General features: G+C 60.2%; 10 protein-coding genes and 2 pseudogenes. 7 read left to right on the plus strand and 5 right to left on the minus strand.

The window, feature by feature from the left end:
- Nucleotides 1-170 precede the first annotated feature (170 nt).
- Complete coding sequence (locus tag ACSOSP_RS35765) at nucleotides 171-2,432, minus strand: ATP-binding protein (RefSeq protein ID WP_455313760.1); 2,262 nt, start codon at nucleotides 2,430-2,432, stop codon at nucleotides 171-173.
- A 519-nt stretch (nucleotides 2,433-2,951) separates the two neighbouring features.
- Between ACSOSP_RS35765 and hpnD the strand changes: the two genes are divergently transcribed.
- The 4 genes from hpnD to ACSOSP_RS35785 all read left to right on the plus strand — a co-directional run bounded on the left by hpnD (nucleotide 2,952) and on the right by ACSOSP_RS35785 (nucleotide 7,820).
- Entirely contained in the window at nucleotides 2,952-3,797 is an 846-nt protein-coding gene (gene hpnD / locus ACSOSP_RS35770) for a presqualene diphosphate synthase HpnD (protein ID WP_455313761.1), read from the plus strand.
- A complete protein-coding gene (gene hpnE / locus ACSOSP_RS35775) occupies nucleotides 3,797-5,080 on the plus strand; it encodes a hydroxysqualene dehydroxylase HpnE (RefSeq protein WP_455313762.1) in 1,284 nt (427 codons plus the stop codon). Before hpnD ends, hpnE begins: the two co-directional genes overlap by 1 nt.
- Nucleotides 5,080-7,056 carry a squalene--hopene cyclase gene (gene shc, locus ACSOSP_RS35780; protein ID WP_455313763.1) on the plus strand — a complete coding sequence of 659 codons (1,977 nt, stop codon included), beginning with the start codon at nucleotides 5,080-5,082 and terminating at the stop codon, nucleotides 7,054-7,056. The genes hpnE and shc overlap by 1 nt, the downstream gene beginning before the upstream one ends.
- 110 nt (nucleotides 7,057-7,166) lie before the next feature.
- Complete coding sequence (locus ACSOSP_RS35785; protein WP_455315428.1) at nucleotides 7,167-7,820, plus strand: phosphorylase; 654 nt, start codon at nucleotides 7,167-7,169, stop codon at nucleotides 7,818-7,820.
- Nucleotides 7,821-7,913: 93 nt separating this feature from the next.
- Here the strand turns inward: ACSOSP_RS35785 and ACSOSP_RS35790 are convergent, their stop codons facing one another.
- Entirely contained in the window at nucleotides 7,914-8,324 is a 411-nt protein-coding gene (locus ACSOSP_RS35790) for a DUF2000 family protein (RefSeq protein ID WP_455313764.1), read from the minus strand.
- 726 nt (nucleotides 8,325-9,050) lie between these two features.
- Between ACSOSP_RS35790 and ACSOSP_RS35795 the strand changes: the two genes are divergently transcribed.
- Complete coding sequence (locus tag ACSOSP_RS35795) at nucleotides 9,051-9,785, plus strand: hypothetical protein (RefSeq protein ID WP_455313765.1); 735 nt, start codon at nucleotides 9,051-9,053, stop codon at nucleotides 9,783-9,785.
- Between the two features lie 356 nt (nucleotides 9,786-10,141).
- Here ACSOSP_RS35795 and ACSOSP_RS35800 read toward each other — a convergent pair.
- From ACSOSP_RS35800 to ACSOSP_RS35810, 3 genes and pseudogenes are all read right to left on the minus strand, one after another.
- Nucleotides 10,142-10,462, minus strand: a pseudogene (locus ACSOSP_RS35800) (IS30 family transposase); the annotation flags it as partial.
- 200 nt (nucleotides 10,463-10,662) lie between these two features.
- The gene (locus ACSOSP_RS35805; protein ID WP_455313766.1) at nucleotides 10,663-12,279 is read right to left on the minus strand and encodes a TIGR04141 family sporadically distributed protein; all 1,617 of its coding nucleotides are present in this window, start codon (nucleotides 12,277-12,279) and stop codon (nucleotides 10,663-10,665) included.
- A gap of 653 nt (nucleotides 12,280-12,932) precedes the next feature.
- Nucleotides 12,933-13,280, minus strand: coding sequence for a hypothetical protein (locus tag ACSOSP_RS35810; protein ID WP_455313767.1), 348 nt, complete (start codon nucleotides 13,278-13,280; stop codon nucleotides 12,933-12,935).
- Between the two features lie 421 nt (nucleotides 13,281-13,701).
- On the opposite strand from ACSOSP_RS35810, the pseudogene ACSOSP_RS35815 reads away from it, so the two are divergent.
- Both ACSOSP_RS35815 and ACSOSP_RS35820 read left to right on the plus strand, forming a co-directional pair.
- Nucleotides 13,702-13,773, plus strand: a pseudogene (locus ACSOSP_RS35815) (ESPR-type extended signal peptide-containing protein); the annotation flags it as partial.
- Nucleotides 13,774-13,833: 60 nt separating this feature from the next.
- A complete protein-coding gene (locus ACSOSP_RS35820; protein WP_455315429.1) occupies nucleotides 13,834-25,287 on the plus strand; it encodes a hemagglutinin repeat-containing protein in 11,454 nt (3,817 codons plus the stop codon).
- Nucleotide 25,288 lies beyond the last annotated feature (1 nt).

Below are 25,288 nucleotides of genomic sequence, written 5' to 3' on the forward strand. Positions count from 1 at the left end.
GTGTTGCGGCGCGTCAGACGGATTCGCCGCATTCCCACTTCAAGCTCGCAACTCGCGTGCCGGGTCGCAGGCGTACGCGCGGCGACGCCATCCACAGCCCAAGGCAATCGAGCCCGATGCCCGCCGGCGAGCGGATATTTTTTACAAACCGTGTGGAAAAGGCGTCCGGCTCAATGCGGCGCTTCGCCGTGTTCGTGATTGACGGCTTGCGCGCTCAGGTTGTCGCGAATGACTTGCAGAAGCGAATCGAGCAGGGCGATATCAAACGGTTTGGACAATACGCGCGCATCGACCTCGCGGGCCCGGTCCAGTTCTTCGGCATAACCCGTCACCAGGATTACCGGAATGCGCGGCGTCCAGCTTTGCAGGATCTCGGCCAGGTCGATGCCGTTCAATTTGCCCGGCATGTGGATATCGGAGAGCACGACGTCGAACGGCAACACACCGCCATTGGCGATATCGCGACGGGCCGCCTCCAGCGCGGCGATCGCGCCGTCCGCGTTGAAGATATGCGTGACGTGGTGATTCATCATCGACAACAACGCTTCGGTGCCTGCGGCAACTTCTTCGTTATCTTCCACCAGCAGCACGCGCAGCCCGTGCGATTCACCGGCCGCGGCCGGGTCGTGATGCGGGTCGGGCGATTCCGCCGCGACAGCGCTCGCGCGCGGCAGATAGAGCCTGACCGACGTGCCCGCGCCGAGCGCGCTGTCGATGGTCGCCACGCCGCCCGCGCGCTCGCAGAACGCAAACACTTGCGGCAGGCCGAGCCCGGTGCCCATGCCTTTGGACTTGGTGGTGAACAGCGGTTCGAACGCGCGGCCGAGTACCTCCGGACCCATGCCCGCGCCCGTGTCCTCCAGCGTCAACTGCACGAATTCGCCGATGATCGGAAACCCGTCCTCGTGTCGAAAGCGCACGTTGTCGGCGCGCACCGAGAACGTGCCGCCGCTCGGCATGGCGTCGCGGGCGTTCACGGCCACGTTGATCAGCGCAAGCTCGAGTTCGGCTGCATCGACGCGAACCGGCCACACGTCGTTACTCGTTTCCAGATTCAGCGCCAGCTTTGCCCCGAGCGACGCCTTCAGCAGTTCGCGGCAGGCCGGCAGCCACTTGCCGATCGCGATGGTCTCATTGCGCAACGGCTGCTTGCGGGCGACGCCCAGCAACTGGCGCGTGAGCGACTGGCCGCTTTTCAGCGCGCGTTCCATGGCCGACAACTCGCGATCCAGCCCGGCCGCGCCGCGTCGCCGGGCAATCTGGACGTTGGTTGAGAGGATCATCAGCAGGTTGTTGAAATCATGGGCGACGCTGCCGACCAGATTGCCCAGCGCTTCCATCTTGCGTGCCTGCCGGTAAGCGGATTCGATCGAACGGCGCATGGACGCTTCCGCCTGCCAGCGTTCCCAGGCATCTTCTTCATTGGCGAGGCGGCGTAGCGACAGCCAGATCACGCCCCATAACACCACGCACGGTGCGAACAAGGACAGTATCAGCACGCTGAGATGCCGATACCACGCAGCCCAGATGGTCGAAACGGGATATCCGCTGGACACGTACACCGGATAATTCCCCACCTTGCGATACGCCACGATCTTCATTTCATCGTCGAGTCCTGAGCGCATTCGCACGACGCCATTGCGCTGACCCGAGGCATACGCTTCGCGCAACGGCGAACTGGCGGCAAGTTCCATGCGGTTGGCCGGCCGCGTGGGATACCAGGCGAGCACGGCGCCGTCCGTTCGCGTGAGGCCGAGCGAAACGGTCGTGTGTTCGCCCAGCAATTCGCGATAGAACCCGGCAAAGTAACTGGGACGAAGGGCGATGGTCACAATGCCGGCGAAGTGGCCATCCGGGGTTTTGCGCGGCACGGCCGTGTTGAAGACGGTCTCCCCTGCCACCTTGCCGAGCATCACGCGGGAGACGTTTTCATACATCTTGTTGTCGCGAATGCCGACGAAGTCGTCGCGGCTGGCAATCGATACATCCGGCGAGGGGAAAATGCGGCTCGTGGCAACCAGGCGTCCATCCGCGCCAACAATGCTCACCGACGCCACTTGCGGATAACCGCCGCCCATTCCCACGAGTCTGTTGTGAATGTCGTATTCCTCGCGGCGCAGGGTGTCGTCGTCCTCGCCGTCGATCAGGTCGATCACGCGGGCGTTGAGCGTCTCGTTCATGTCGAAGACTTTCTGCGCGTGTTCTTCGGCGACGTGCGCGTTGCGATCGACCATCTCGGCAGCGTCGGCTTCACGCGCCTTCAGGTCGCTCCACGACATCATCGCGACGTACAGGCAGGGCAGGACAATGGCGGCGATCAGCAGGACCTGCAGGGTCATGCGCTGCGCGGCGAAATTACGTTCCGGCACCACGGGAAACGGTGGCTCGTCCTGCCATTGGTCAGCGCCCGGTTCCTCGCGTTGCGGCGTCATGATGAGTCGTCGTCCCAATGTGAGTGGCTGAGCCAGCGTTCAAAACCAAAAAACGCGTGCATAAATCGTGCCGTTCGACCGATACATCGATGTTCTGCCAAACATAGGGTATCGACGTTTAAAGCGCATGGATCGGGAAGAAGAGACGTCTCAGGATAGCCGGGCGGGAGGTAAAAAGCGGCGAGCCGGGTAAAATTGGCGCGGAATACTGGCTTTGCCGGCGCACGGATGATCGCGCTCGGATAGATACAGACTGACGGCTGACGTTTATACGATGATTGGGCTTTGCGGAGGCTCTCTGGCAAGCTGGTTGAAAGCGGGCGGTGGGCCGTCGCAGGGCAATACTTCACAAACTTGATATACTTTTCGCCGCTTCCAGCACGGCTCGCACGCCGTCTGAAGCCGGCGTCCAAGCCGTGCCGGGCTTGCATTCAGCTTTAAAGCATGTTCCATGAAGCCGGATACCCGGCGCCCGATCTAACACATACTGCCCTTGGGGGCGCCACAGCGGAGTCCGTCTTGGCCGTTTCCAATCTTATCGCCGACGATCCTGCTCCCGACGTTGCCAAGGTAACGTCGGGTAGTTCGTTCTATCTCGCGATGCGCATCCTGCCGGCTGCGCAGCGCGACGCCATGTATCAGGTCTACGCGTTCTGCCGCGCGGTTGACGATATTGCCGACGGCACGTTGCCGCGCGGCGAACGCGCTGCCGCGCTTGAACAATGGCGTGCTGATATAGACGATTGCTACGCCGGCAAGCCGCGCAGGTCGCTGGCTGCGTTGACGCAACACATCCAGGCCTTCCACCTGTCGCGCGATGATTTCATTGCCGTGATCGACGGCATGGCGATGGACGCTGCCGAAGACATCGTCGCGCCCGACGAAGCCACGCTCGACCTTTATTGCGATCGTGTGGCGAGCGCAGTTGGGCGGTTATCGGTGAGGATATTCGGGATGCACGAAGATGCCGGACGGCGTCTCGCGCACCACCTCGGCCGTGCGCTGCAACTCACGAACATTCTTCGCGATATAGATGAAGACGCCGGTATTGGACGTGTTTATCTGCCGCGAGAACTGCTGTCGCGCGAAGGCATTTCCACGACCGACATCACGTCCATCGTCAACGACGCGCGCTTGCCGCGCGTCGCCCTGACGCTTGCCGATCGCGCGCGCAGCCACTACGCGCAATCCGATGCAATCATGGCGACCGCGCCGCGTGCTCAGGTGCGTGCGCCGCGCATCATGTCGGGTGCGTACCGGTGCGTGCTTGAGGCCAATTTGAAGCGCGGCTTCGATCTCCCGCGAAACCACATCCGTACGCCGCGTTCGCGGCTGCTGTGGATCGTCGCGCGACATATTTTCTGATGACGCGTCTCGTTCATGTGATTGGCGCCGGGTTGTCGGGACTCGCCGCCGCGGTCCAGTTGCAGCGTCGTGGCGCGCGCGTGATGCTGCACGAAGCCGCGCCGCACGCGGGCGGCCGCTGCCGTTCCTACTTCGATATCAAGCTCAACGCCACCATCGATAACGGCAACCATCTGGTGCTGTCGGGCAACCACGCCACGCTGAGCTATGCCAAGGCGATAGGGGCGGCCGATGAGCTCGTCGGCCCGACGCAGCCCGAGTTTCCGTTCATGGATTTGCGCAGCGGCGCGCGCTGGACCGTGAAGCTTTCGCCGGGCCGCGTGCCGGGCTGGATCTTCGATTCCTCCGCGCGTGTTCCGGGCACCATGCCCGCGGATTATCTGTCTCTGTTGCCGCTGCTGTTCGCCAAACCCGGACGCACGATGCAGCAAACCATGCGCACGAACGGGCGCTTGTGGGACGCGCTGATCAGCCCGCTGTTCCTCGCCGTGCTGAATGTGGATCCGCGTGAAGGCAGCGCGGTGCTCGCCGGCAACGTGCTGAAGGAATCGCTGCTGCTGGGCGGTCAGGCGTGCCGGCCGCTGGTCGCGCGCAACGGGCTGGGCCATGCGTTTGTGGATCCTGCATTGCGCCTGCTGCAATATGGCGGCGCGGAGATCAAGCTGGGGTCGCGGGTGCGTGAGATCGGCTTTGCCGGCACGGATTCGAAGACACGTGTCACGTCGCTTGATTTCGACGATGCCCGCGTGGACGTCGGTCTTCACGACGGCGTGGTGCTTGCCGTGTCGCCGAACGTGGCGCAGCAACTCGTGCCGGGGTTGATCGCACCGAACGAATTCCGCGCTATCGTCAATGCGCATTTCGCTATTGATCCGCCGCTGGCCTTCGAGCCGATGACCGGCTTGCTGAACGGCACCGCCGAATGGCTGTTCGCGTTCGATGGCCGTCTTTCGGTGACCATCAGTGGCGCGGATCGGCTTCTCGATACCCCACGTGAGGCCTTGGCCCAAAGCATCTGGCAAGAGGTCGCGAAGGCGGCGCGCTTGCCTGTCGAGCGCATGCCGACCTGGCAGATCGTCACGGAAAAGCGCGCGACCTTTGCTGCCGTGCCGAGCCAGGAAAACCTCCGGCCTGGCACGCGCACGCGCTGGTCTAATCTGATGCTGGCCGGCGACTGGACGGCCAACGGGCTGCCCGCCACCATTGAAGGCTCGATTCGCTCCGGCCAGAAGGCTGCGGACCTGCTTATGAATCCCTCGATTGATTTCTCGGTGCAACGCTGATGAACGAAACTGTCCAGCCGCCCGGTTTGCAGCCGGTGACGGCGGCGCTGGAAGCGTCGGTGGCGCGTGCTGCCGATGCCATCCTTGCCGACCAACATCCCGACGGCTACTGGCTCTACCAGCTCGAAGCCGACGCCACCATTCCCGCCGAATACGTGCTGCTCGTGCACTATCTCGGCGAGACGCCCAAGCCTGAACTCGAAGCGAAGATCGCGCGGTACTTGCGCAGGATCCAGCGGGCGGACGGCGGTTGGCCGCTTTTCACCGATGGCGCCATGGACGTCAGCGCCACCGTGAAGGCGTATTTCGCGCTGAAGATGATCGGCGATTTGCCCGAAGCCGAACATATGCAGCGGGCGCGCCGCGCGATTATCGCGGCCGGCGGCGCGGAAAAATCGAACGTGTTCACGCGGATTCTGCTGGCGCTGTTCGGCGTGGTGTCGTGGCGCGCGGTGCCCATGATGCCTGTGGAAATCACGTTGTTGCCTGAGTGGTTCCCGTTCCATTTGTCGAAGGTGTCGTACTGGGCGCGCACCGTGATCGTGCCGCTGCTCGTGCTCAATGCAAAGCGGCCGAAAGCGCGGAATCCGAAGGGCGTGCGCATCGATGAACTGTTCTTCGATGCCCCCGTCAACGCCGGCATGGCTGATCGTGCGCCGCATCAGCATCAGGGCTGGTTCATGTTGTTCCGTTGCGTGGACGCCGTGCTGCGCGCCGCTGACCCGCTGTTCCCGCGACACACGCGGCAACGGGCGGTGGAAGCGGCGGTGAGTTTCGTCGATGAACGCTTGAATGGCGAAGATGGCCTCGGCGCGATTTTCCCCGCGATGGCCAACTCAGTGATGATGTACGACGTGCTCGGTTATCCGGAAGATCATCCGCACCGGGCGATTGCGCGCAAGTCGATTGAGAAGCTTTTGATCATCGATGAAGCGCCGGACGGCGAGGCTTATTGCCAGCCGTGTTTATCGCCGATATGGGACACGTCGCTCGTCGCGCACGCGTTGCTCGAAGCCGACACGCCCAACGCGCGCGCTGCCGTTTCGCGCGGTCTGGACTGGCTCGTGCCGCTGCAGATTCTGGATGTGCGCGGCGACTGGATCTCGCGCCGGCCGACTATCCGGCCTGGGGGGTGGGCATTCCAGTTTGCGAATCCGCATTATCCGGATGTGGACGATACCGCTGTGGTCGCGATGGCGATGGAACGTGTCGATCGCGAAAACGGTACCAAGTTGTATGGCGAAGCGATTGCGCGCGGGCGCGAGTGGGTCGTCGGCATGCAGAGCAGCGACGGCGGATGGGGCGCGTTCGAGCCCGAGAACACGCAGTATTACCTCAACAACATTCCTTTCTCAGATCACGGCGCGTTGCTCGATCCGCCTACTGTTGATGTGTCTGGACGTTGTCTTTCGATGCTCGCGCAGTTGGGTGAAATGCCCGCGACAAGCGAGCCGGCGAAGCGCTCGCTCGACTATATTTTGCGCGGTCAGGAGCGTGATGGAAGCTGGTATGGGCGTTGGGGTCTGAACTATATCTACGGGACGTGGACGGCGCTGTGTGCGTTGAATGCGGCGGGATTGCCTCTTACCGATATCCGCATGCAGCGCGCCGCGCAGTGGCTCATCAGCATTCAGAACGCCGATGGCGGCTGGGGTGAAGGCGGGGAGAGTTACAAGCTCGACTATCGCGGATATGAACCGGCGCCGAGTACGGCATCGCAGACATCGTGGGCGTTGCTGGGGCTGATGGCGGCGGGGTTTGTCGATCATCCGGCGGTGGCGAAGGGCGTGGAGTATTTGTGTTCTACGCAGCGCGAGCATGGGTTGTGGGACGAGACACGATTTACTGCTACTGGCTTTCCAAGAGTGTTTTATCTGCGGTATCACGGGTATAGAAAGTTCTTCCCGCTTTGGGCGCTGGCTCGGTACAGGAACATGATGCGCGACGGGTCGTCGCGCGTGACGGCGGGCATGTGAATTCGCGCGCTGGCTTCGCTTCCGGCTCGGGGGTTGATTCTGGCTCGGGGTCAGGCTCGGGCTCTTCTGGCGTAGGCGATGCCCGTCTGCCCGTTATTGCCGTGACGGGGATGGCGTTTGAAGCGCGTATCGCGCGCGGGCCTGGGGTGGAGTCGGTGTTTGCGGCGCGGTCGGATTTGCTTGAACGTGCTTTAAGCGAAGCGTTGGCGCGGGGGTGTTCCGGGATTATCAGTTTCGGCACGGCTGGTGGGCTTTCGCCGGAGCTGGCGCCAGGGACGGTGATTATCGCGAGCTCCGTGTCAGGGCCGTTCGGTGTGCTCGATACCGATCCGGAATGGTCCGCAAGGCTGTTTGCGGCTTTTGCCGGGACGCCGCTGGAAGCGAAGGCGGCTCGAGGGAAGATGGCCGGTGTGGCTGCGCCTTTGACCGGCGAGCAGCAGAAGAGCTCGCTTTATCGGGCGACCGGGGCGCTTGCGGTGGATATGGAATCGCATATTGCCGGGGCGATTGCTACGGCGCGCGGGTTGCCGTTTGCGGTTTGTCGGGCGATTGTCGATCCGGCTTGGCGGAGTTTGCCGAGTGCCGCGACGGCTGGGTTACGGGATGATGGGACTACGACGATTCTGCCGATTCTGCGTGAGTTGTTGAAGGAGCCTTCGCAGCTTGGGGCGCTGCTGAAGGTCGCGGGGGATGCGCGGGCGGCAAGGACTTCGTTGGTTCAGGCGCGGCACGCTATGGGAGTGGCGGGGGCGTTGGGGGTTTAGGCGTTTTGGTTTTGGCTTGGCCGTTGTGCGGCTTCTTTATGGGAAATGGCGATCGGTGGGTTGGCGTATGACCGCGTCTCGATCTTGTTTCAATCATCCATGCAGTGATAAGCCCTTGATGGCTTTATCGACTGCTTTCTTCGGGCCTCTTACGGCCAGTCCGACCAGATCGGGTGCATCTGCTGGTTCCTTCAAGAACACCTCCCGATTGGCTTCATCGTGGCCAGTGGAAAACATCGCGCGGACGTAGACGGCGCGGGTTAGCTCTCGTTCTATCGATTGGCGGAAGGCGCGGAGGAGGCCGGCGGTGTCGGCTTGGTAGACCATGATGGGTTGGCCGAGGAGGCGGGCGTGGGTTCTGCCGGCAGAGTCGATGTAGGGCTCGCCCATCGCGTCAGGCGCTGCGCCCGCGATGCCGGTCGCGAGGAACGCGGTTACGTTGAGCTTCTGCCAGACGGCCAGATCGTCGAGGATGATGATGGCTACTTTGGTGTCGAAGTCCATGGGGGTGGAGGCTTTCAAGGATGGTCACTTTGGGATGGTAAACAAAGTGACGCGTCGGCGGGATAGGGCGACCACGGAAACGAACAAGCTTCGATGAAGCGCAGATTCGAAGCTGTCAGCAAGCGGTTCGGCTGAATGGTGTTCAGCCACAACATGGTGATCAACGATGTCACTTCGAACCGCTCCCTCCCGGCCATGAGGGAAGATGCACCGGTTTCGTGTTAATGACCGGTTCACTCAGCGGTCGGCGGTCCCGAAAGACCGGCCTCCAAAAATTACGGGCGCGTACTTCTACCCTCGCCGAGCGAACACACCTATCTTCGAGGTTGCGGTTGCACTCCCTGGCTCCCATACGGCTACCCCGCGCGGCTCTTTGTCTAGCTATGCTAGGGGAGACTTCGGCTATCATCGATTCGGCGTTCCTTACTGCATCAGCGATATCGTCACGACTCGCTAATCCAAAGAAAACTAGAAAATGAACCACAAAAGGAGCACGTAATGCGAAATACATTAACCTGGGCCGGCTGCGTCGGAATTGCGGCTTTAATGTTATCGGGGTGCGGCAAGGACTCGGGAAATCAAGCCTCGGCGGTAAGCGTGCCGGTGTCCTCCCCAGCGGCGCCAGCCCCTGTCGCACTTTCGACACCCGAACCAGCAGCGCCAGCCCCCGCCACACCGTCGGCACCCGAACCGGTAGCCCCACCTCCTCCGAGCCATAACTATGCGATGGTTGACAACGGCACTTACGGATATGAGCCAGCCCTGAGTGAGGAAGACGTCCGCAAAGGAACGGCTACCAAGCCGTTAATAATGATGCGCTATGTCGGTAATAAGAATGGCGCATACGTGATTATCGTCCTCGGGCAAGACGCCAATGACTCAAGTGTCGTGAACCGGGTAAGTTGTCAGGTTCCGTGTGAATTTGCGAAATCCGAAGTCGTGGCAGGAGATACCGTCGTGAAGACAGAGACGTTGCGCGTCACGCCAGACTCTCTCGTAGGTGCGATGCTTACCGATGCAGCGTCTGGTCAACTGATTCCCTACGGCCGCACGACTAGTCAGGCTGTATTGACCCAACCTGAACCTGTCGCTCCCGCGCCGGCTCCCGTAGCGGCAGCGACCGCGAACTCGGATGTTTCCGCGGCCGCACCTCAACAGCTCCAAAGTAGCAATGGCCCCTTGCAACAAACCAGCTTCGATTGCAGTCAGGCCGGATCGATCCCACAGTATCTGATTTGTCACGATCCGGATCTGGCAGCGTCGGACCGTTCGCTCGCTGACCTGGTGGAGAAGGCCCGCGCTGCTTCGCAGGACCAAGCCGCGTTTTCGGATCGGCTACGAAAGCAGTGGAATTATCGGGAGAAGAACTGCAAGGACAAGGCTTGTCTCACAACCTGGTACTCGTACGAAAGCGATGTCATGAACAAGATCGCACAGACCGGAGACGCAAACGTCAAATGACAGTTTGTCTGTGACGGCATCCCTGCTGCCCACATAGTCGGCAATACGAATAGGCAGTCACGTTTATGCAAAGTGTCGATTTAACATTGATTCTACAACTTCCTCGATTTTGAGTTTGGATGCTTGCGGGGGGCCGCACGGCCCGCTATCAGGGTGCAATGGCCACCCCGGCAACATCCCTCCAAATGGACGAACAAGCGGTATGGCAGATAAAACCACTGTACAGGCACTCCTTTGTCGTTCGCTGACAACGCAATCTTCCTGATTCGCGCGGCCGCGTCGACAAAGTCTATTGCGCGTCGCGTAGTCTCGGGACTTTTGCCCGCGTTTCCGATAGACCGCTTTGTCCGGCGGATTCAACCGGTGGATGCAATAGTTTGCTGGAATTGTTCGGCTGGCGTTTCGTAGTTCAGGGTTTTTCTCGGACGCTTGTTCAATCGTCTCGCCACGGCATTGAGTTTGGCCTGTGAGTACACCGACAGGTCGGTCCCTTTAGGCAAAATCTGCCTCAATAGCCCGTTCGTATTTTCGTTCGATCCGCGCTGCCATGGATGATGGGGATCGCAGAAACAAACCTTGATATCAGTGGCCACGGTGAAATACTTGTGCCCGGCCATTTCCGTTCCACGATCCCATGTCAGCGAGTTATAGAGCTCCTGCGGCAACTTGCTGGCATTGTTTTCTGGTACGCATCTGGCGACTGAAGGCGGTCGGGTCGACGCATGGCCTCTCGGCAATTTTTTCGAATCATATGACGTGCGGCGGCTTCGAAGGCGCCCGACGCAGCTAACGGCAGCAAGGATAGCCCAGGGTCGTGACACACCAGCATCGGAGTGCCTCTTTAACTTCCGTTTGCCGACCCCCAAAGGCCTCCCAATCAGGAGATCGGACGCGGTGTCGTTGGAGCACCGGCGATCGAAACCCGGAATCCTCGTTGGGTGAGGTTTTCGAACGCTTTCGACAAGTTGACCTTGCTGAAGAACGGTAAATTCCGCTTGAGTGTCGCACTACCCTCGCCCAAGATCAGGAAAACTATTTCGTAGTCAGCGCTTCTGAGGTTATCCAAGGGAACGAGATCACGTGCGGCCGGATTTACTCCGCGTAGCACTGTTCGCGCCTTCTTGCGGAACGCTTTGTCACCGAGCATGATTTCGGCAGCCACACCGCCCTGGGCAAAGAGATGGCTCAGCCCGGCCGATCCGCCCTTGCGATGCTTTACGTGTACCAACTGCTTGGCAGGAGTCAGCAAGTCGCAGAGTTCAATGGGCGATGTAGTCCGGTCAGTCTTGACAAGCTTCTTGTCCAGCAGAAAATATCCATGCGCCGTGGCCGCTCGGATGTTGTAGTCACCCTCGGACTCAATTTTCGATCTACCTTCTTCGTCCCACACTTTAACGGCTGGGAATGGAAGGGTCGATATCTGAACTAAGTCAATTGTCCCGGTAATTCGACCAATGAATGTTGCATCGACCTCGTACCATTTGCCATCGAAGATAATCTTCGTTTTGTCGCCATCGACGATCTCGAAGTAGATACAACGATACACCGGGTGTTCTGTAATGTTGCCATCGACGTCGTGGACAAAAAGCCGGTCGCGTTTCAGGCCCTCGACGGTCAGAACTGCTAAATCAGGAATGGTGTCGATGTAGTCGGCCGAATGGATGACGGGACGCACGCGGTCCTTATTTCGCGTAAAGCTGAAGCCCAGGATTGTGTCCCATGCACCGATCTCCGGCAGTGTGATCACGATTCCTGGATTGCGCGCTGAAACAGCTCGAACCAACTGCACGTTCAGCGCATCGATAGAGGCGTCGTCCTTGACCTTGCGGACGTTGTCCACCCACGAGAAAGACGTCTTGTAGTCGTCATTGGCATAATAGCCTTTGATCCGGCGTGCTAACTCGGGGAAATCTGCGGCTTCCATTTCGGTGCTGAAGGAGAACGTTGCGTCTCCACCGGCGATCTGCGTAAGGTCAACTCCGCGCTTGGGGACGCCCGTCACAGCGCGAAGAACATCCCGTAGGATGTCGATTCCAAAGACGCCCACCTCCGAGTCGCGAGTAGCCTGAGACTTCTTCAGAACGGGCTGATCTTCGAGGGTATGCAGGTCGACGCTGCGCAGTGATTTTTCGTCGAGCGTGTTGAGCGCTGTACGGAGGCCAAAGTCCTGAACGAACAGCGACTGCTCGATCAGATACCGGCCATAGCCAAACGTAAAGGCGAAGACGTCGCCATCCACTCGAAGCAGGAGCACCGCAGAGCTCGATCGATTTGCGAGATTCGGTATGGCGCGCCCCGTAACCTCGTCGAGCACTGAACCCCAACTAGGCCTCTTTTCCATGCTTTGCCTCACATAGAGCCCTCCATCGATTCCTAAATCGTCTGCCATTGGATAGTTGTCCACTGGTGCGTCAGCGAGCAGGTCTCCAAACGTTTGGCCGTCGCTTAATGGCTTAGCCATAAAAAGGTTCAGGCGGCGGTAGCTCTTCGCCATCTCAATTTCCCCATTGTGTTCTAACCCGGCCCGTGCCGCATGAGACGGAGCTTTCTCCCTCTCTCAATCATGGTAAACGCAAACGTTCACAAATTCCGACAATAGAACCTGCGAAGGGTAAGCCCACTGTTGTCCGACAGTGTTGACATGTTCATGTACCCGTGGCGAAATTGAACCGCTCAAGGACCAGCGCTGGCGGTCATCGGGCGTACATTTCGCTGCTAGTTGGCCGCACCAAACTCGCGATGGTCAAGACCGACGTGGGCACGATCGCGTCGGTGGCAGGCGCAACTCGATGCTGTTTGGTCGATTGCTCAACGTGATGCACTGTTTGAGCGTCAACTGAACGGCATACACTTCTTATCTGTGAACTCGCAGGCATGACTCGTCCGCCACAATTGCTGACCGAGAAGTCGCAGCTGAAATTTTCGCCTTGGATCGGGAGCGTGAGTTCGCCGATGCAGGTAGCTGACGTCCGGCTGCTCGATGACGTCTACGTCAGCAATATCTCGCAATGCTGAAGTAGAACCCAGGCCGCCTATACGTCTGTTAGGGCCGAAAGGCTGTCACTTCGCTGTCGTCTTTCGGCGCAAGCACCTCTTCAATCGCAACTTCTCGGCCAACAACCGCGCGAACGTCCTCCTCAATCCCATTCACCCATCCCCAAACGGATTCCCTTTCTTGGTCGCTGGCGTTTGCGTCTTGGTAGCCAGATGGTTCTGCAACCAGAACATCGCCTTGTTCAACCCAAGCGCGTGCCAGTCCTGGCCCATTTCGCAGATAAACACTCGATCGTCCGCTGCCGTCGCACGCGAAAACGAGCCCGCCAGTTCCTTCGCGTCCCGGTCGGTGTTCAGCACTAGAAACGCGCCCATTTGATGCAGATGCAAGAACTCGTAGTCGTCACCGGACACTTGCGCGGCGATTTCTTTGATCTGTGCGTGTTTCTGTGTCGGAGTGCCGATAAAAATGCTGACCAGATAGGTCACTTTCTTGTTCATGAGCTTCCGCCGTGCGGTGATTGATAGGGTGAGCGCTTGATTGTCACACAACGTCGCGTACCCCATCCGTACCTTCTCGTCGAAGCACCAATACGCCAATCCATAAAGAGCTGAAGAGGACGCACCGCCGAGGTAACGTGTAGATCGTATCCCGAGAGACTCAAACCAAGAAAGTCAATAATCAATAACGTTCAACACCGACATCCCGTCCTTCTCAAACACCAACAGCTACCTACAACCACCCGTATCGCCCACCGCTAAAACCGTTCGACATCGTAACTGCCAATTGAAGCCAACCGTCAATAGACAACAAATCTTGTGATCTGCGTCAATAATTAGGTAACCTTGACAACTTGTTGCAAATTACATAAGCGTAACCATTACACTCGCCGGCCATTAGGATTGCCACGCGTGTAATGAAATGAATAAGAACTGTTTCCGTGTTGTTTTTAACCGTGTTCAAAGCGCATTAGTTGCGGTCGCGGAGACGGTATCTGGCAAGTGTACGAGCCAAGGAAATTCCGCCGATACATCTTCCCGCCCGTTGCCCCTCGTGTGGCAACTCAGGGTCGCAGCATTCGGCGCTCTCTGCGTCTTCGGCTTAACGCCCGTATGGGTCGCCGCACAGATTGTTCCGAGCCCGAATGCTGGAGCGCAAAAACCAACCGTCGCGACCATACCCTCTGGCATTCCACTCGTCCAAATCTCGCGCCCATCGGCCGCGGGTGTATCGAACAACCAGTACGAACAGTTCTCCGTCGGCCGCCCCGGCGCGGTGTTAAACAACTCCCCAACCTCCGTCCAAAGCCAACTCGCCGGCTGGATACCTGGCAACGCAAACCTCACATCGCCTGCAAAAATCATCCTGAATCAGGTCACGGGCAATCTCCCGTCCATGCTTGCCGGACCCATCGAAGTCACCGGCCGCAAGGCCGAAGTCGTGATCGCAAACTCCGCGGGCATCACATGCTCGGGATGTGGCTTCATCAATACGAGCCGAGGCATTCTCACAACCGGCCTACCTGTTATCGGACCCAGCGGCAGTCTCGATGCGTTCCGCGTCACGAGCGGCACTGTCTCACTCACCGGCGCCGGTTTGAACGCATCGAATCTGGATCAGGTCGATCTGATCGCGCGTGCAGTGTCGGTGAACGCCGGCGTGTACGCGAACTCATTGAACGTGATCACCGGCGCCAATCAGGTCGACCATTCGACGCTGACAGCAACGCCTATTGCGGGCACCGGGACGGCTCCCTCGGTCAGCGTCGATGTGAGCCAACTAGGCGGCATGTACGCTCAGCATATCTGGCTGGTCGGGACCGAGCGTGGCGTCGGTGTCAATGATGCGGGCACCATCGCCGCGCAGTCGGGTGACCTGACGCTCTCAAGCCAAGGCAAGCTCGTCGTCACGGGTAATACGAACGCATCGGGCAATCTGAATCTGTCGGCGGCGGGCGGCGTAGAGAACAGCGGCTCGATCTATGGACTCCAGTCGGCGACCGTCAACTCACCGGGCGACGTGTCGAACGACGGCACGATCGCGGGACAGGCCCAGGTCGTGGTCAACGGCCGGAACGTCTCATCCACAGGCAACCTGGCGGCCGGTGTGGATGCAGTGGGTAACGTGGGCCAGTCCGGCGACTTGATCGTTGTCGCGAGCAATACGCTTGCCGCGAACGGCCGCAACATCGCGGGCGGCAACGCGACGCTGCAGGGTGCATCGCTCGATCTCTCCGGGTCGACGACCACCGCGAACGGCAACCTGTCGCTGCTGGCTCAGAACGGCGACGCAAATCTGACGGGCGCCAACACGAACGCCGGTCAGAGAATCGACATCAATGCGCCTGCAGGCACGGTTCGCAACGACGCCGAAAGCGCCAACGCACTCGCGCAAATCAATGCGGCCCAGATCAACATCAACGCAGCGGGCCTCACTAACCGAGGCGGCCTGATCAACCAGACCGGCACCGCTGACACGTCAATCCAGATCACGGGCGAGTTCGACAACTCGGGCGGGGCCTTGACCACGAATGCCGCCGATCTCTCGCTGCACGCAGGCTCTATAGCAAACGCTGGCGGCAAGGTGCAGCTCGCGGGCTCAGGCAAGCTGACCGTGACGACCGCTGCGTTGAACAATCAAAGTGGCGTGGTCGCGTCGAATGGCGCGTTGTTAGTGCAGGCATCGGGTATCAACAATCAAGGCGGCGCACTCTCTGCCGTGAACGCCGCCACGGTCGCTTCCACAGGTGCGGTTTCGAACGTCAGTGGAAGCGTCGATGCAGGTGGCGCACTTAGCGTATCCGCTGCATCGCTGGATAACTCGCAGGGCCGCATCGCAGCGCTGGGCACCGATGGCTTGACGGTGAACGTCAGCGGACAGTTGATCAACGCGCCGGCCGCCGACGGATCGAGTGGCCTGATCGGCAGCAATAGAGCGACCGCTATTGCGGCAGGGTCGTTGACGAATAGCGGAACGCTCAGCGCGGCAACCACCCTGGGTATCGACGTCGTTAATACGTTCGATAACTCCAAGGGCATCGCGTCCGGACAGACCGTTCAGGTTCAGGCACATGATCTCGTCAATAAAGCCGGGGTCATCAGTCAAAGCGGCACGAATAACACCACGGTTTCAGTCGCAGGCTCGCTGAACAACTCGGGCGGTACGCTCGAAACCAATGGACATGATCTGACGATCTCGTCCGGGATCCTGACTAACGGCACTCAAGGGTTGATCGCGCATAGCGGAACCGGTGCGCTCAATATCCAAACCGGCGCGCTGTCTAACGCGGGGGCTATCTCGACCAACGGCGATGCCGTGGTGAATGCGGCGACGCTTGCCAATAGCGGCACCGTGAGCGCTCAACGAACACTCGGCGTGTCAGCGGTATCGATAAATAACAATGGTGGTTCGCTTGCATCCGCTGACGGATTGACGTTGAAGAGCGGAAATCAACTCACCAACGCGCTCGGCACGATACGTACAGGGACTTCGTCTGCCCCCGCCACGGTAGCGATCACGGCCGGCAACCTGGATAACAGTCAGGGCGTAATCAATGCCGGTTCCACGAGCATTCAAGCGGTCAATCTGACGAACCTCGGCGGCACGATCACGCAGTCGGCGACAGATGGCACAGCCACGCTGGATGTGTCGAACAAGCTGGATAACAGCTCCGGCTTCATACAGGTCGCAGCGGCCGATCTCACGCTGACACCGCAGACGCTGACCAATGTTCACGGGACCATCGCGCACGCCGGTAGCGGCTCACTTGACCTGCAGACCGGCACGCTGGACAACGATGGGGGCATGCTCGGCACGAACGGCGCATCGACGATCAGCGCATCATCGGTGTCGAACCGCGGTGGTCGGATTTCGGCCGTGGGCGCGCAATCGGTTGCGGGGAAGACGGGCGTCGATAACAGCTGGTTAGCGGGCGCTGGTGGTTACATCGGTGGTGCAAGCGTTAGCGTGTCTTCGCAGCAGGGGCGCGTGACGAACACGGGTGGAATGATCGAAGCAGCGACGGGTCCGGCAACGCTCAACGCGCAAGCGCTCAACAACGATAGCGGCACCGTTCACGCGCTGGGCAAGGGCGCTGTCACCGTGACCACTAGCGGTGCGGTTTCGAATCGAAGTGGCATCGTGGGCGGTAACGGCGGCGCAACAGTAAACGGCGCCCAGATCGACAACACAGCCGGCACGATAACGGCCCTCGGGCAGTTAAACGTTGCGTCGCAGTCTTCGCTGACTAACGATCGCGGCGCGATCATCAGTCAGGGCGGGCTCTCCATTTCAACACCGGGCGCGGTGTCGAACGTCGGCGGGGAAATCGATGCGGGCGGTCCACTCGGGGCGTCCGCTGGATCGCTGGATAACTCCCAGGGTCGCATTGTTTCGCTTGGCACGGGCGCGATGACGCTTAACGTCGCTGGGCAGTTGAGCAATGCCGCCGCAGCCGATGGTTCGCGCGGGGTGATCGGCAGCAACGGTGCTGCATTGATCACGGCCGGGTCGCTCACGAATAACGGAACGCTAAGCGCTGCAACGGGTCTGGACATCGCCGTAGCCAACACGTTCGATAATTCGGGTGGCACAGCATCGGGCCAGTCGGTTCAGGTTCAAGCGCGTGATCTCATCAATAACGCAGGGGTCGTGAGTCAAAGCGGGACGGGTAACACCACCGTTTCGGTCGCGGGCTCGCTGGACAACTCATCGGGAACGCTCCAAACCAACGGGCAAGATTTCACGATCTCGTCCGGCTCGCTGACTAACGGCGCTCAAGGGACCATCGCACACGCGGGTACCGGAACTCTCGATATTAAAACCGGCGCTCTCTCCAACGCCGGATCGATCTCCGGCAACGGTGCTGCTTCGCTAAGTGCAAGCACTATTGCCAACAGCGGGACGATCAGCGCTCAGCGCACGCTTGATGTGGCCGGTACGGCAGTAAACAACAACGATGGCACGCTCGCTTCAGTGGCGGCGCTGACGGTGCAGGCCGGCACGCAATTGACAAACGCGGGCGGCACCATTCAATCGGGAACATCCACAGCTGATGGCGCGGTGACGATCACCGCCGACGAACTCGATAACAGCGATGGCTGGGTCAACGCCGCATCGACGAGCCTTCACGCGAATAACCTCACTAACGCCGGTGGCAAGATCGCGCAGACCGCATCCGGCGGCACTGCCACGCTTGATGTCGCGAACACGCTGGACAACACTGCGGGCTCGATACAAATCGCCACGACAGATTTCTCGATGACGCCGCAGACGCTGATCAACGCGAACGGATCGATCACGCACTCGGGATCGGGCGGTCTCAACGTAGCAACCGGAACATTCGATAACGACAGCGGTTGGCTCGGCACCAACGGCTCGTCGACAGTCAACGCGAACGCCGTGTCGAACCGCGGCGGCCAGATATCGGCGCTTGGCGCGCAAGCGGTGACGGGGCAGAACGGTGTCGACAACGGTGCGCTTGGTGGCGTGGGCGGATACATCGGCGGATCGTCGGTCGTGGTGTCTGCCGGCCAGGGCGCAGTCGCTAACACAGGCGGAACAATCGAGGCGATAACGGGCGCTGCAACGGTGAGCGCGCAATCGATCGATAACGATAGCGGCACCGTCCATGGACTCGGCGGCGGAGCGGTCGCTGTCACCACTGCGGCAGCGTTATCGAACCGTGCCGGCACGATTGGTGGTGCTGCGGACGTATCGGTGAACGCGGCGTCAATCGACAACACGTCCGGCACGATAGCCGCCCTTGGCAACCTTGGCGTGGCCTCGCAATCGTCATTGACTAACGACGGCGGCACGATTGCAACCCAAGGCGATCTCTCCGTTTCGGCAGCGGGTGCGGTATCGAATGTTGCTGGCAAGATCGAAAGCCTCGGGGTGACCAGTGCGCTGACGCTTGCCGGCAGTTCGATCGATAACACCAACGGTATCCTGACCAATGCGGGCACGGATCAGACCAGCGTGAATGCGACGGGCGCGATCACGAACACCGGCTCTGCGGCCGTGATAGGTGGAAACGGTGACGTCGCCATCGCGGGAGCTAATTTCAGCAACACGCAAGGCGCCCAGACGGCGGCAGGCGGGGCGTTGACGCTGACCGTGCCGGGCAGCGTGGTCAACGACGGTGGGCAGTTGGTTTCTGGCGGCACATTGACACTCAATGAGCCGAGCGCGGTGTTTTCTAACGTCGGCGGAACGGTAAGCGGCGGCAACGTTGCATTGACGACGGCTAACGTGAACAACACCAACGGGCAAATTGCGAATCCATTGGGTGGCACCGGAACCGTCACGATCTCCACCGGCACGCTGGAGAACGGCGGCGGCTCGGTGGGAAGCGGTGGTGATCTGGCGATAACCGCCAACACGCTCACTGGCAACGGAAAGATCATCGGCGGTCATGACGCAACCGTCTCGCTGCAAGGCGACTACACCTACAACGCCGACAACCTGATCACGGCGAACCACGACCTCACGTTGTCCACAACCGGCACGTTCACGAACGAGCAGACGTTGTCCGCAGCGGGTGGCGTGACCGTGAATGCGGCGAATATCGTGAACACGGCTGGTGCGGACATTGTGTCGGGAACGGCAGGCGATTCCACGACGGGCCAAACGGTGCTGATCGCCGGCAATGGCGCGGGTGATATCAACAACGCTGGGCGGATTGAGGGCAATACCGTCACGACGATCAGCAATACGCTCGAGAACACGGCCACGATCATCGGCGGCACGATTACCGCGAATGCGAACACGCTGACAAATGATGGAGCTGCCGCGATCATCGCGGGCACTGAGAAGGTCAACCTGTGGGTGCCGGGCACGATCAACAATCAAAACGGCGCCACGATCTACAGTCTCGGCGACGTCAACATGGCAGCGAATAGTGGCGCCGATGCGAACGGCACCCTGATCAATCAGACCGGGACCATCAATAATTTGTCATCGACGATTGAAGCCGGCGCCAATCTGAATGCCGCTGCGAATCAGATCAATAACGTCCGCCAGAATATCCAGACGACGACCACGACAAGCTCCCAAACGTATGTGATGAACGAGCTGCCGTGGTGGCACCCAGGCCAGCCTGGCAACACTGCCCCGTTCCAGGATGCGAACACGATTATTCAAACCGCGTATTACGTGAATCCGTCGGATATCGTGTCTTCAACACCGGTTGTGACGCCCGATGGTTATATCGTCCAGCGTGTGGTCGTCAACTTGCCGGCGAACGCGTCGGTGTTTCAGTGGCAGCAGAGTGGTCTGACTTACGGTCAGCCCAATGGCGGCGGGAACATCGAATATGGTCAGCAGTCGCGGGTGGATGTGTCCGCAGGACAGGTCGTCTTGTACGTCTACAGTCAGACCACAGGCCAATCGAACCCGGACCAGACTGGCGGCGGCAACGCGTTTCCGGGTCACAGCCTTGATACGGTCTCCAACCAGCTCGGTACCATCTCCTATTCGAATCAATACGGAGACTGCACGACGTCCTGCGTGAGGCTTGAAACGTATCCGGGTTATACGGATCCGACGACTCAGATCAGTAAGTTGACCGAGCAGCGCCGCGCGGGCAGCGGTCCGGGTTCGTATCCAACGGAAGTCGAGCGGCAAGCGACGCAGACCGTCGCGGAGACCACGTTGTCCGCTGCGAGCGGTGCGCCTGCGCTGATGACTTCCGGCTCTGCGATGAACCTGGTCATTGGCAGCCAGTTCAATAACGACAACGGTACGGTGGCTGCAGGCGGGGACCTGAACGTCAACCAGCAGCAGGTCGTGAACGGCACGAACGGCAGCAGCAACGCGGCGATCAACAACATCAGCACGCAGTTAGGCACGACGTATTCATTTTCGAATCGCTCGGGCTATAGCAGTCCATGGGCGTCCGATCCGGCTGCGCCCGTGCAGTGGGTCACGTGGACCAATCCGTCCATCACGCAAAACACCGGCATTGCCGGCGGCACGATCACGAGCAATCAGACCGTGTCGATCAACGGTGGCGACATCACGAACACGAGTGTATCGGCGGCGGGCGGTGTTGCTGGCGCCAGTGCGCAGGCATTGGGCCTGGGCAATGTGACACTCGCAGGCGCGGTAGGCACGGGCGACATGATCACCACGGCAGGCACGTCGGGTTCGGTGGGGTCGGCCGGTGCCGCGGGTGCAAGCGGCTCGATGGGAGGGACAGGCACAGCGGGTGCCACCGGTAGCGCGGCCAATGGTGCCCAAGGTGCTGTGACGACCAACACGGGCACGATCAATGCAACGGGCAGCGCGACCGTTGCCGCAGCGGTATCGGGTGCGGTAAGAAACGTCGATGGCGCGCGTGCCGCCCTGCTGAGTCCGGTATTGCCGACGAGTGGCTTATATAAGGTCAGCGATACGCCGGGCCAGAGCTACCTGGTGCAAACCGACCCGCGTTTCACGAGCTACGGCACATTCATTTCCAGCGACTACATGCTCAACCTGCTCGGCATCAATCCCGAGCAGACGCAAAAGCGCCTGGGCGATGGGTTCTATGAGACGCAACTGGTTCAGAATCAGGTAACGAGCCTGACAGGGCGCAAGTATCTGCCCGGCGACACCAGTGCCGAGCAGCAGTATCAGCAACTGATGCTAAGCGGTGTGGCAGTGCAAAAGCAGTTCAGCCTGCAGCCGGGCGTAGCGCTCACGGATGCGCAGATGGCGGCGTTGACCGAGGACATCGTATGGCTCGTCAACCAGACCGTGACCATGCCCGATGGCACCCGGCAAACCGTTCTCGTGCCGCAGGTTTATCTCGCCAGGACCGATGACGCCACGCTCTCGCCGACCGGCGCGTTGATCGCGGGCAATTCGGTTGGCATCAGCGGCGTCAACATTACGAACAATGGTGGCGCGATCAGCAGCGCACAGAACACGGTTCTGATTGCAAACAACGATATCCAGAACATCGGTGGCTTGATCTCGGGCGGTAACGTCGGGATGCAGGCGGGGCATGACATCGTCAATCGATCCGTGACGGACACCGAGTGGTCGGCATCGCCGAGCGGCGTTTCGTCCCACACATCGATTGGGCAGGTAGCGCAGATTCAGTCGAGCGGAGCCACGTTGATGAGCGCCGGTAACGACATCGCGGTTCAAGGTGCGCAGATCACGGCAGGTGCGGGCATCGGGATGTCGGCGGGACATGCGGTGAACATCGAGGTTGTGCAGACGGGCTCGGACATCGCAACGCAAGCGGGTAAAAACACTGAGCACACCGTCTCGACACAGGCAGCCGGAAGCACGATATCGGCCGGTGGAAATCTTGGCGTTGTCAGCGGCGGCGATATCAATGTAGCCGGCAGTCAGTTGGGCGCCGCGGGGAGCATGGTGGTCGCGGGTGCGGGGAACGTGAGCATAGTGAGCGCGACGAACACGACCATGAACGATGGGCACTCCGAATCTCGCCGCTCCTCGGAGACGGTGCATTCCAGCGCCGAGACGAATGCGGCCAGTTCGCTGTCTGCCGGTGGCAATGTCACGGTCTTGGCCGGGGCGCAGTCGGATGCGAACGGCAATCTCGTGTTGCCGGTGGGCGGATCGGCGCCGGCGAAAGACCTGACGCTTCAGGGTTCGTCGATTGTTGCCGGGACGAATGGCGGTGGAAACAGTCAGGTGGTCATGGGAGCTACGGGCGATGTGAACGTGATCGAAGCGCATGACAAAACGAGCTTTAGTGATACGTCGCATTCGTCATCGAAGAGCTTGTTGTCGCGGTCAACAACGGATACGCAGCGAACGTTTACCGGGGACAACGCGACGGGCTCGCTCGTGTCGGGCGATTCGGTTGCAGTTGGCGCGGGGCATGATATCAACGTTCGCGGAAGCGCGGTGGTCGGTACTGACGCCGTGGCGCTGCAGGCAGGTCACGATGTGAATATCACCACGTCGCAAAGCACGGATACGCAGAGCAGTGCGTATCAATCGAGTAAGTCGGGGTTGATGGGTAGCGGTGGCCTGGGCGTGACGATTGGCAGCCGGTCGCTGGCGCAGACGGATCAGTCATCGAGCGTGACGAACCACGGCAGCACGATCGGGGCATCGTCAGGGGACGTATCGATTGCTGCAGGTCATGACGTGACGCTCACGGGCAGTCAGGTGGTGGCGGGTCAGGATGTGGCGATCAAAGGTCAGAACGTCACGGTGAATGCTGCGTACGACACGTACCAGGATACGCAGACGCAAAGGTCGAAGCAGTCGGGGCTGACGGTGGGGATTGGCGGCGGAGTGCTCGATACGGCGCAGACGATGGTGGCAGATGTGAAGTCCGGCGCGCAGTCGGGCGATTCGCGGCTCGCTGCGGTGCAGGGTCTTGCAGCGGCCGAGGCGGCGTATCAGAACCGTGGTCAGATCGCGGGTACGGCGGACGCGCTGGCGAGCGGGGGGAATATTGCCAACGCATCGGGTGTTCAATTGCAATTGAGCATTGGATCGAGACAGAGCAATCAGGCGTCGAGCACGTCGATATCGCAGGCACGCGGGTCGTCGATTGTTGGCAATAACAATGTGAATATTGTGGCCACCGGAGAAAACGGCGCGGCGGGAACAGGCGATATCACGATGACCGGTGCGAACGTGATGGGCAAGAACGTGGATCTGTGGGCGAATAATGATGTGACGATGAAGAGCGCGCAAAGCACGCAGCAGGATTCGAGCACGAACGGCTCGAACGGGTGGAATGCCGGGGTGGGGATTGGGGTGAGTTCCAAGGGCGGGGCGGGGATCAGCGTGTTCGCCAACGGTTTTGCCGCGAGCGGTCATGGCAACGGTGAGAGCGTGACGCAACAGAACACGACGGTGGCGGCAGGCAATGCGCTCACGATCCACTCAGGACGCGATACGACGCTTGATGGCGCACAGGTCTCGGGTAATGCGGTGAGTGTCGATGTGGGTCGGGACCTGACGATGACCAGTGAAAAGGACACGTCCAACTACGCCGAGAGGCAAAGCAGTGTGAGTGGCGGGTTGAGCTATACGTTCGGCGCGGGCGGCTTTTCGGGTAGTGCATCGGCGAGCCGTACGAAGATCGATAGTAACTTCGATGCGGTGGGTCAGCAGACGGGGATCGTTGCGGGTGAGGGCGGGTTTGATGTGAATGTCGCCGGGCATACGCAGTTGAACGGGGCGCAGATTGCGAGTTCGGCGAGCGCGGACAAGAACACGTTTGCAACCGGCAGCTTCAGTTACAGTGACATTGCCAACTCGTTTGAGTCGTCGGGATCGACCACGGGTGTGACGCTGAATTCGGGAACGGTGGGCGGACCACAAGCGGCGCAAACGAGCGATAACGCCAACGGCACGACGTATGCGGCGATCAGTCCTGCGACCATCACGGTAAGAGCGGATGAAGCGAGCGGGACCGATAGCACGGCGGGGCTATCGCGCGACACGACGAACGCGAACCAGACGGTACAGAACACGTTCAACCTTCGGGAGACGCAAAACGATCTGGCGTTCGCTCAAGCGTTTGGTAAGACGGCGACATATGCAATGGCTGAAGCGGCAGGATCTCTCGCGAAAAGCAATCCGGAGGTGTTCGGCGAGGGGAAGCCAGGACGTGATGTGATGCACGCGGCGGTCGCGGCGATCGGTGCGGCAATCTCGGGGGGCAATATTGCAGGAGCAGTTGGCGGATCGGTGTCGGGCGATGCGCTCACGGCGCTGGCCAAACCGATCATCGACCAGGCGGTCAGTGGATTGCCGCCAGAGTCGCAGCAAGCTGCGCGGAATGCATTGAATGTGATCGTGGCGACAGCAGGTGGAGCGGCGGCCGGATCACTGGCGGGTGGACAAGGGGCGCTCGCCGGGATGGGCTCGGCGGCCAATAATGAAATCTACAACAAGCAGTCTCACGATGATTCGCCGTCGAAGGTGGACGGGAAAACGAAGGATCTGGTGTCGCAAACGTGTGGTGTTGGAGCGCAGTGCAGTGACGCGGTGCTGCAAGCTGCCATTCAGGCGCAGGGCGCGAATGCGGATGCGGCGTCAGCGAACATGCAGACCGGGGCTCCCTATGTCGCATCTGCGGCTGGGGTGGCGTTGCTGGGGCCTGAAGCGCTGGCAGCAGCAGGGTTGGCTGGATTGTTCGATTACGCGGGCGACGCTTATAGCTATGGGACTGGGCTATCGAAAGACGCGCCCAACTTCACAAAATCGTACATCACGGGTGTTGTAGCCGGGGTGACCTATCCGTTTGCAATCGCGGACACAGCGATAGCGCAGATGGGATCTGCCGGGAAAATTGCAGCCAATGGATTTAACGCCGTTGTAGTGGGGACTGGTGCATTCGGGGCGGCATCGATAACTCATCAGGATAGTCCAGACATATCGGGGGGCTTTGGGGCTGGGGCTTCGTCGTTGGGAAGCTTGGTAAAGGCGATGTTCCCCGGTGCAGCCGGTAACTTCCTTAATAACGTAATCCAAGGTGCCGCCGGTCCTGTGCAAAATGCAGTTACTCAGGGAGGGAAATGAA

It is taken from the genome of Caballeronia sp. KNU42 (genome assembly GCF_053760385.1).

What these genes read in the sequence shown, in the direction of transcription:
- shc (WP_455313763.1), top strand. Translation starts at nt 5,080, where the DNA reads ATGAACGAAACTGTCCAGCCGCCCGGTTTGCAGCCGGTGACGGCGGCG.
- ACSOSP_RS35805 (WP_455313766.1), bottom strand. Translation starts at nt 12,279, where the DNA reads ATGGCGAAGAGCTACCGCCGCCTGAACCTTTTTATGGCTAAGCCATTA.
- ACSOSP_RS35790 (WP_455313764.1), bottom strand. Translation starts at nt 8,324, where the DNA reads ATGGACTTCGACACCAAAGTAGCCATCATCATCCTCGACGATCTGGCC.
- ACSOSP_RS35765 (WP_455313760.1), bottom strand. Translation starts at nt 2,432, where the DNA reads ATGACGCCGCAACGCGAGGAACCGGGCGCTGACCAATGGCAGGACGAG.
- ACSOSP_RS35810 (WP_455313767.1), bottom strand. Translation starts at nt 13,280, where the DNA reads ATGAACAAGAAAGTGACCTATCTGGTCAGCATTTTTATCGGCACTCCG.
- ACSOSP_RS35785 (WP_455315428.1), top strand. Translation starts at nt 7,167, where the DNA reads ATGGCGTTTGAAGCGCGTATCGCGCGCGGGCCTGGGGTGGAGTCGGTG.
- hpnE (WP_455313762.1), top strand. Translation starts at nt 3,797, where the DNA reads ATGACGCGTCTCGTTCATGTGATTGGCGCCGGGTTGTCGGGACTCGCC.
- ACSOSP_RS35795 (WP_455313765.1), top strand. Translation starts at nt 9,051, where the DNA reads ATGGTTGACAACGGCACTTACGGATATGAGCCAGCCCTGAGTGAGGAA.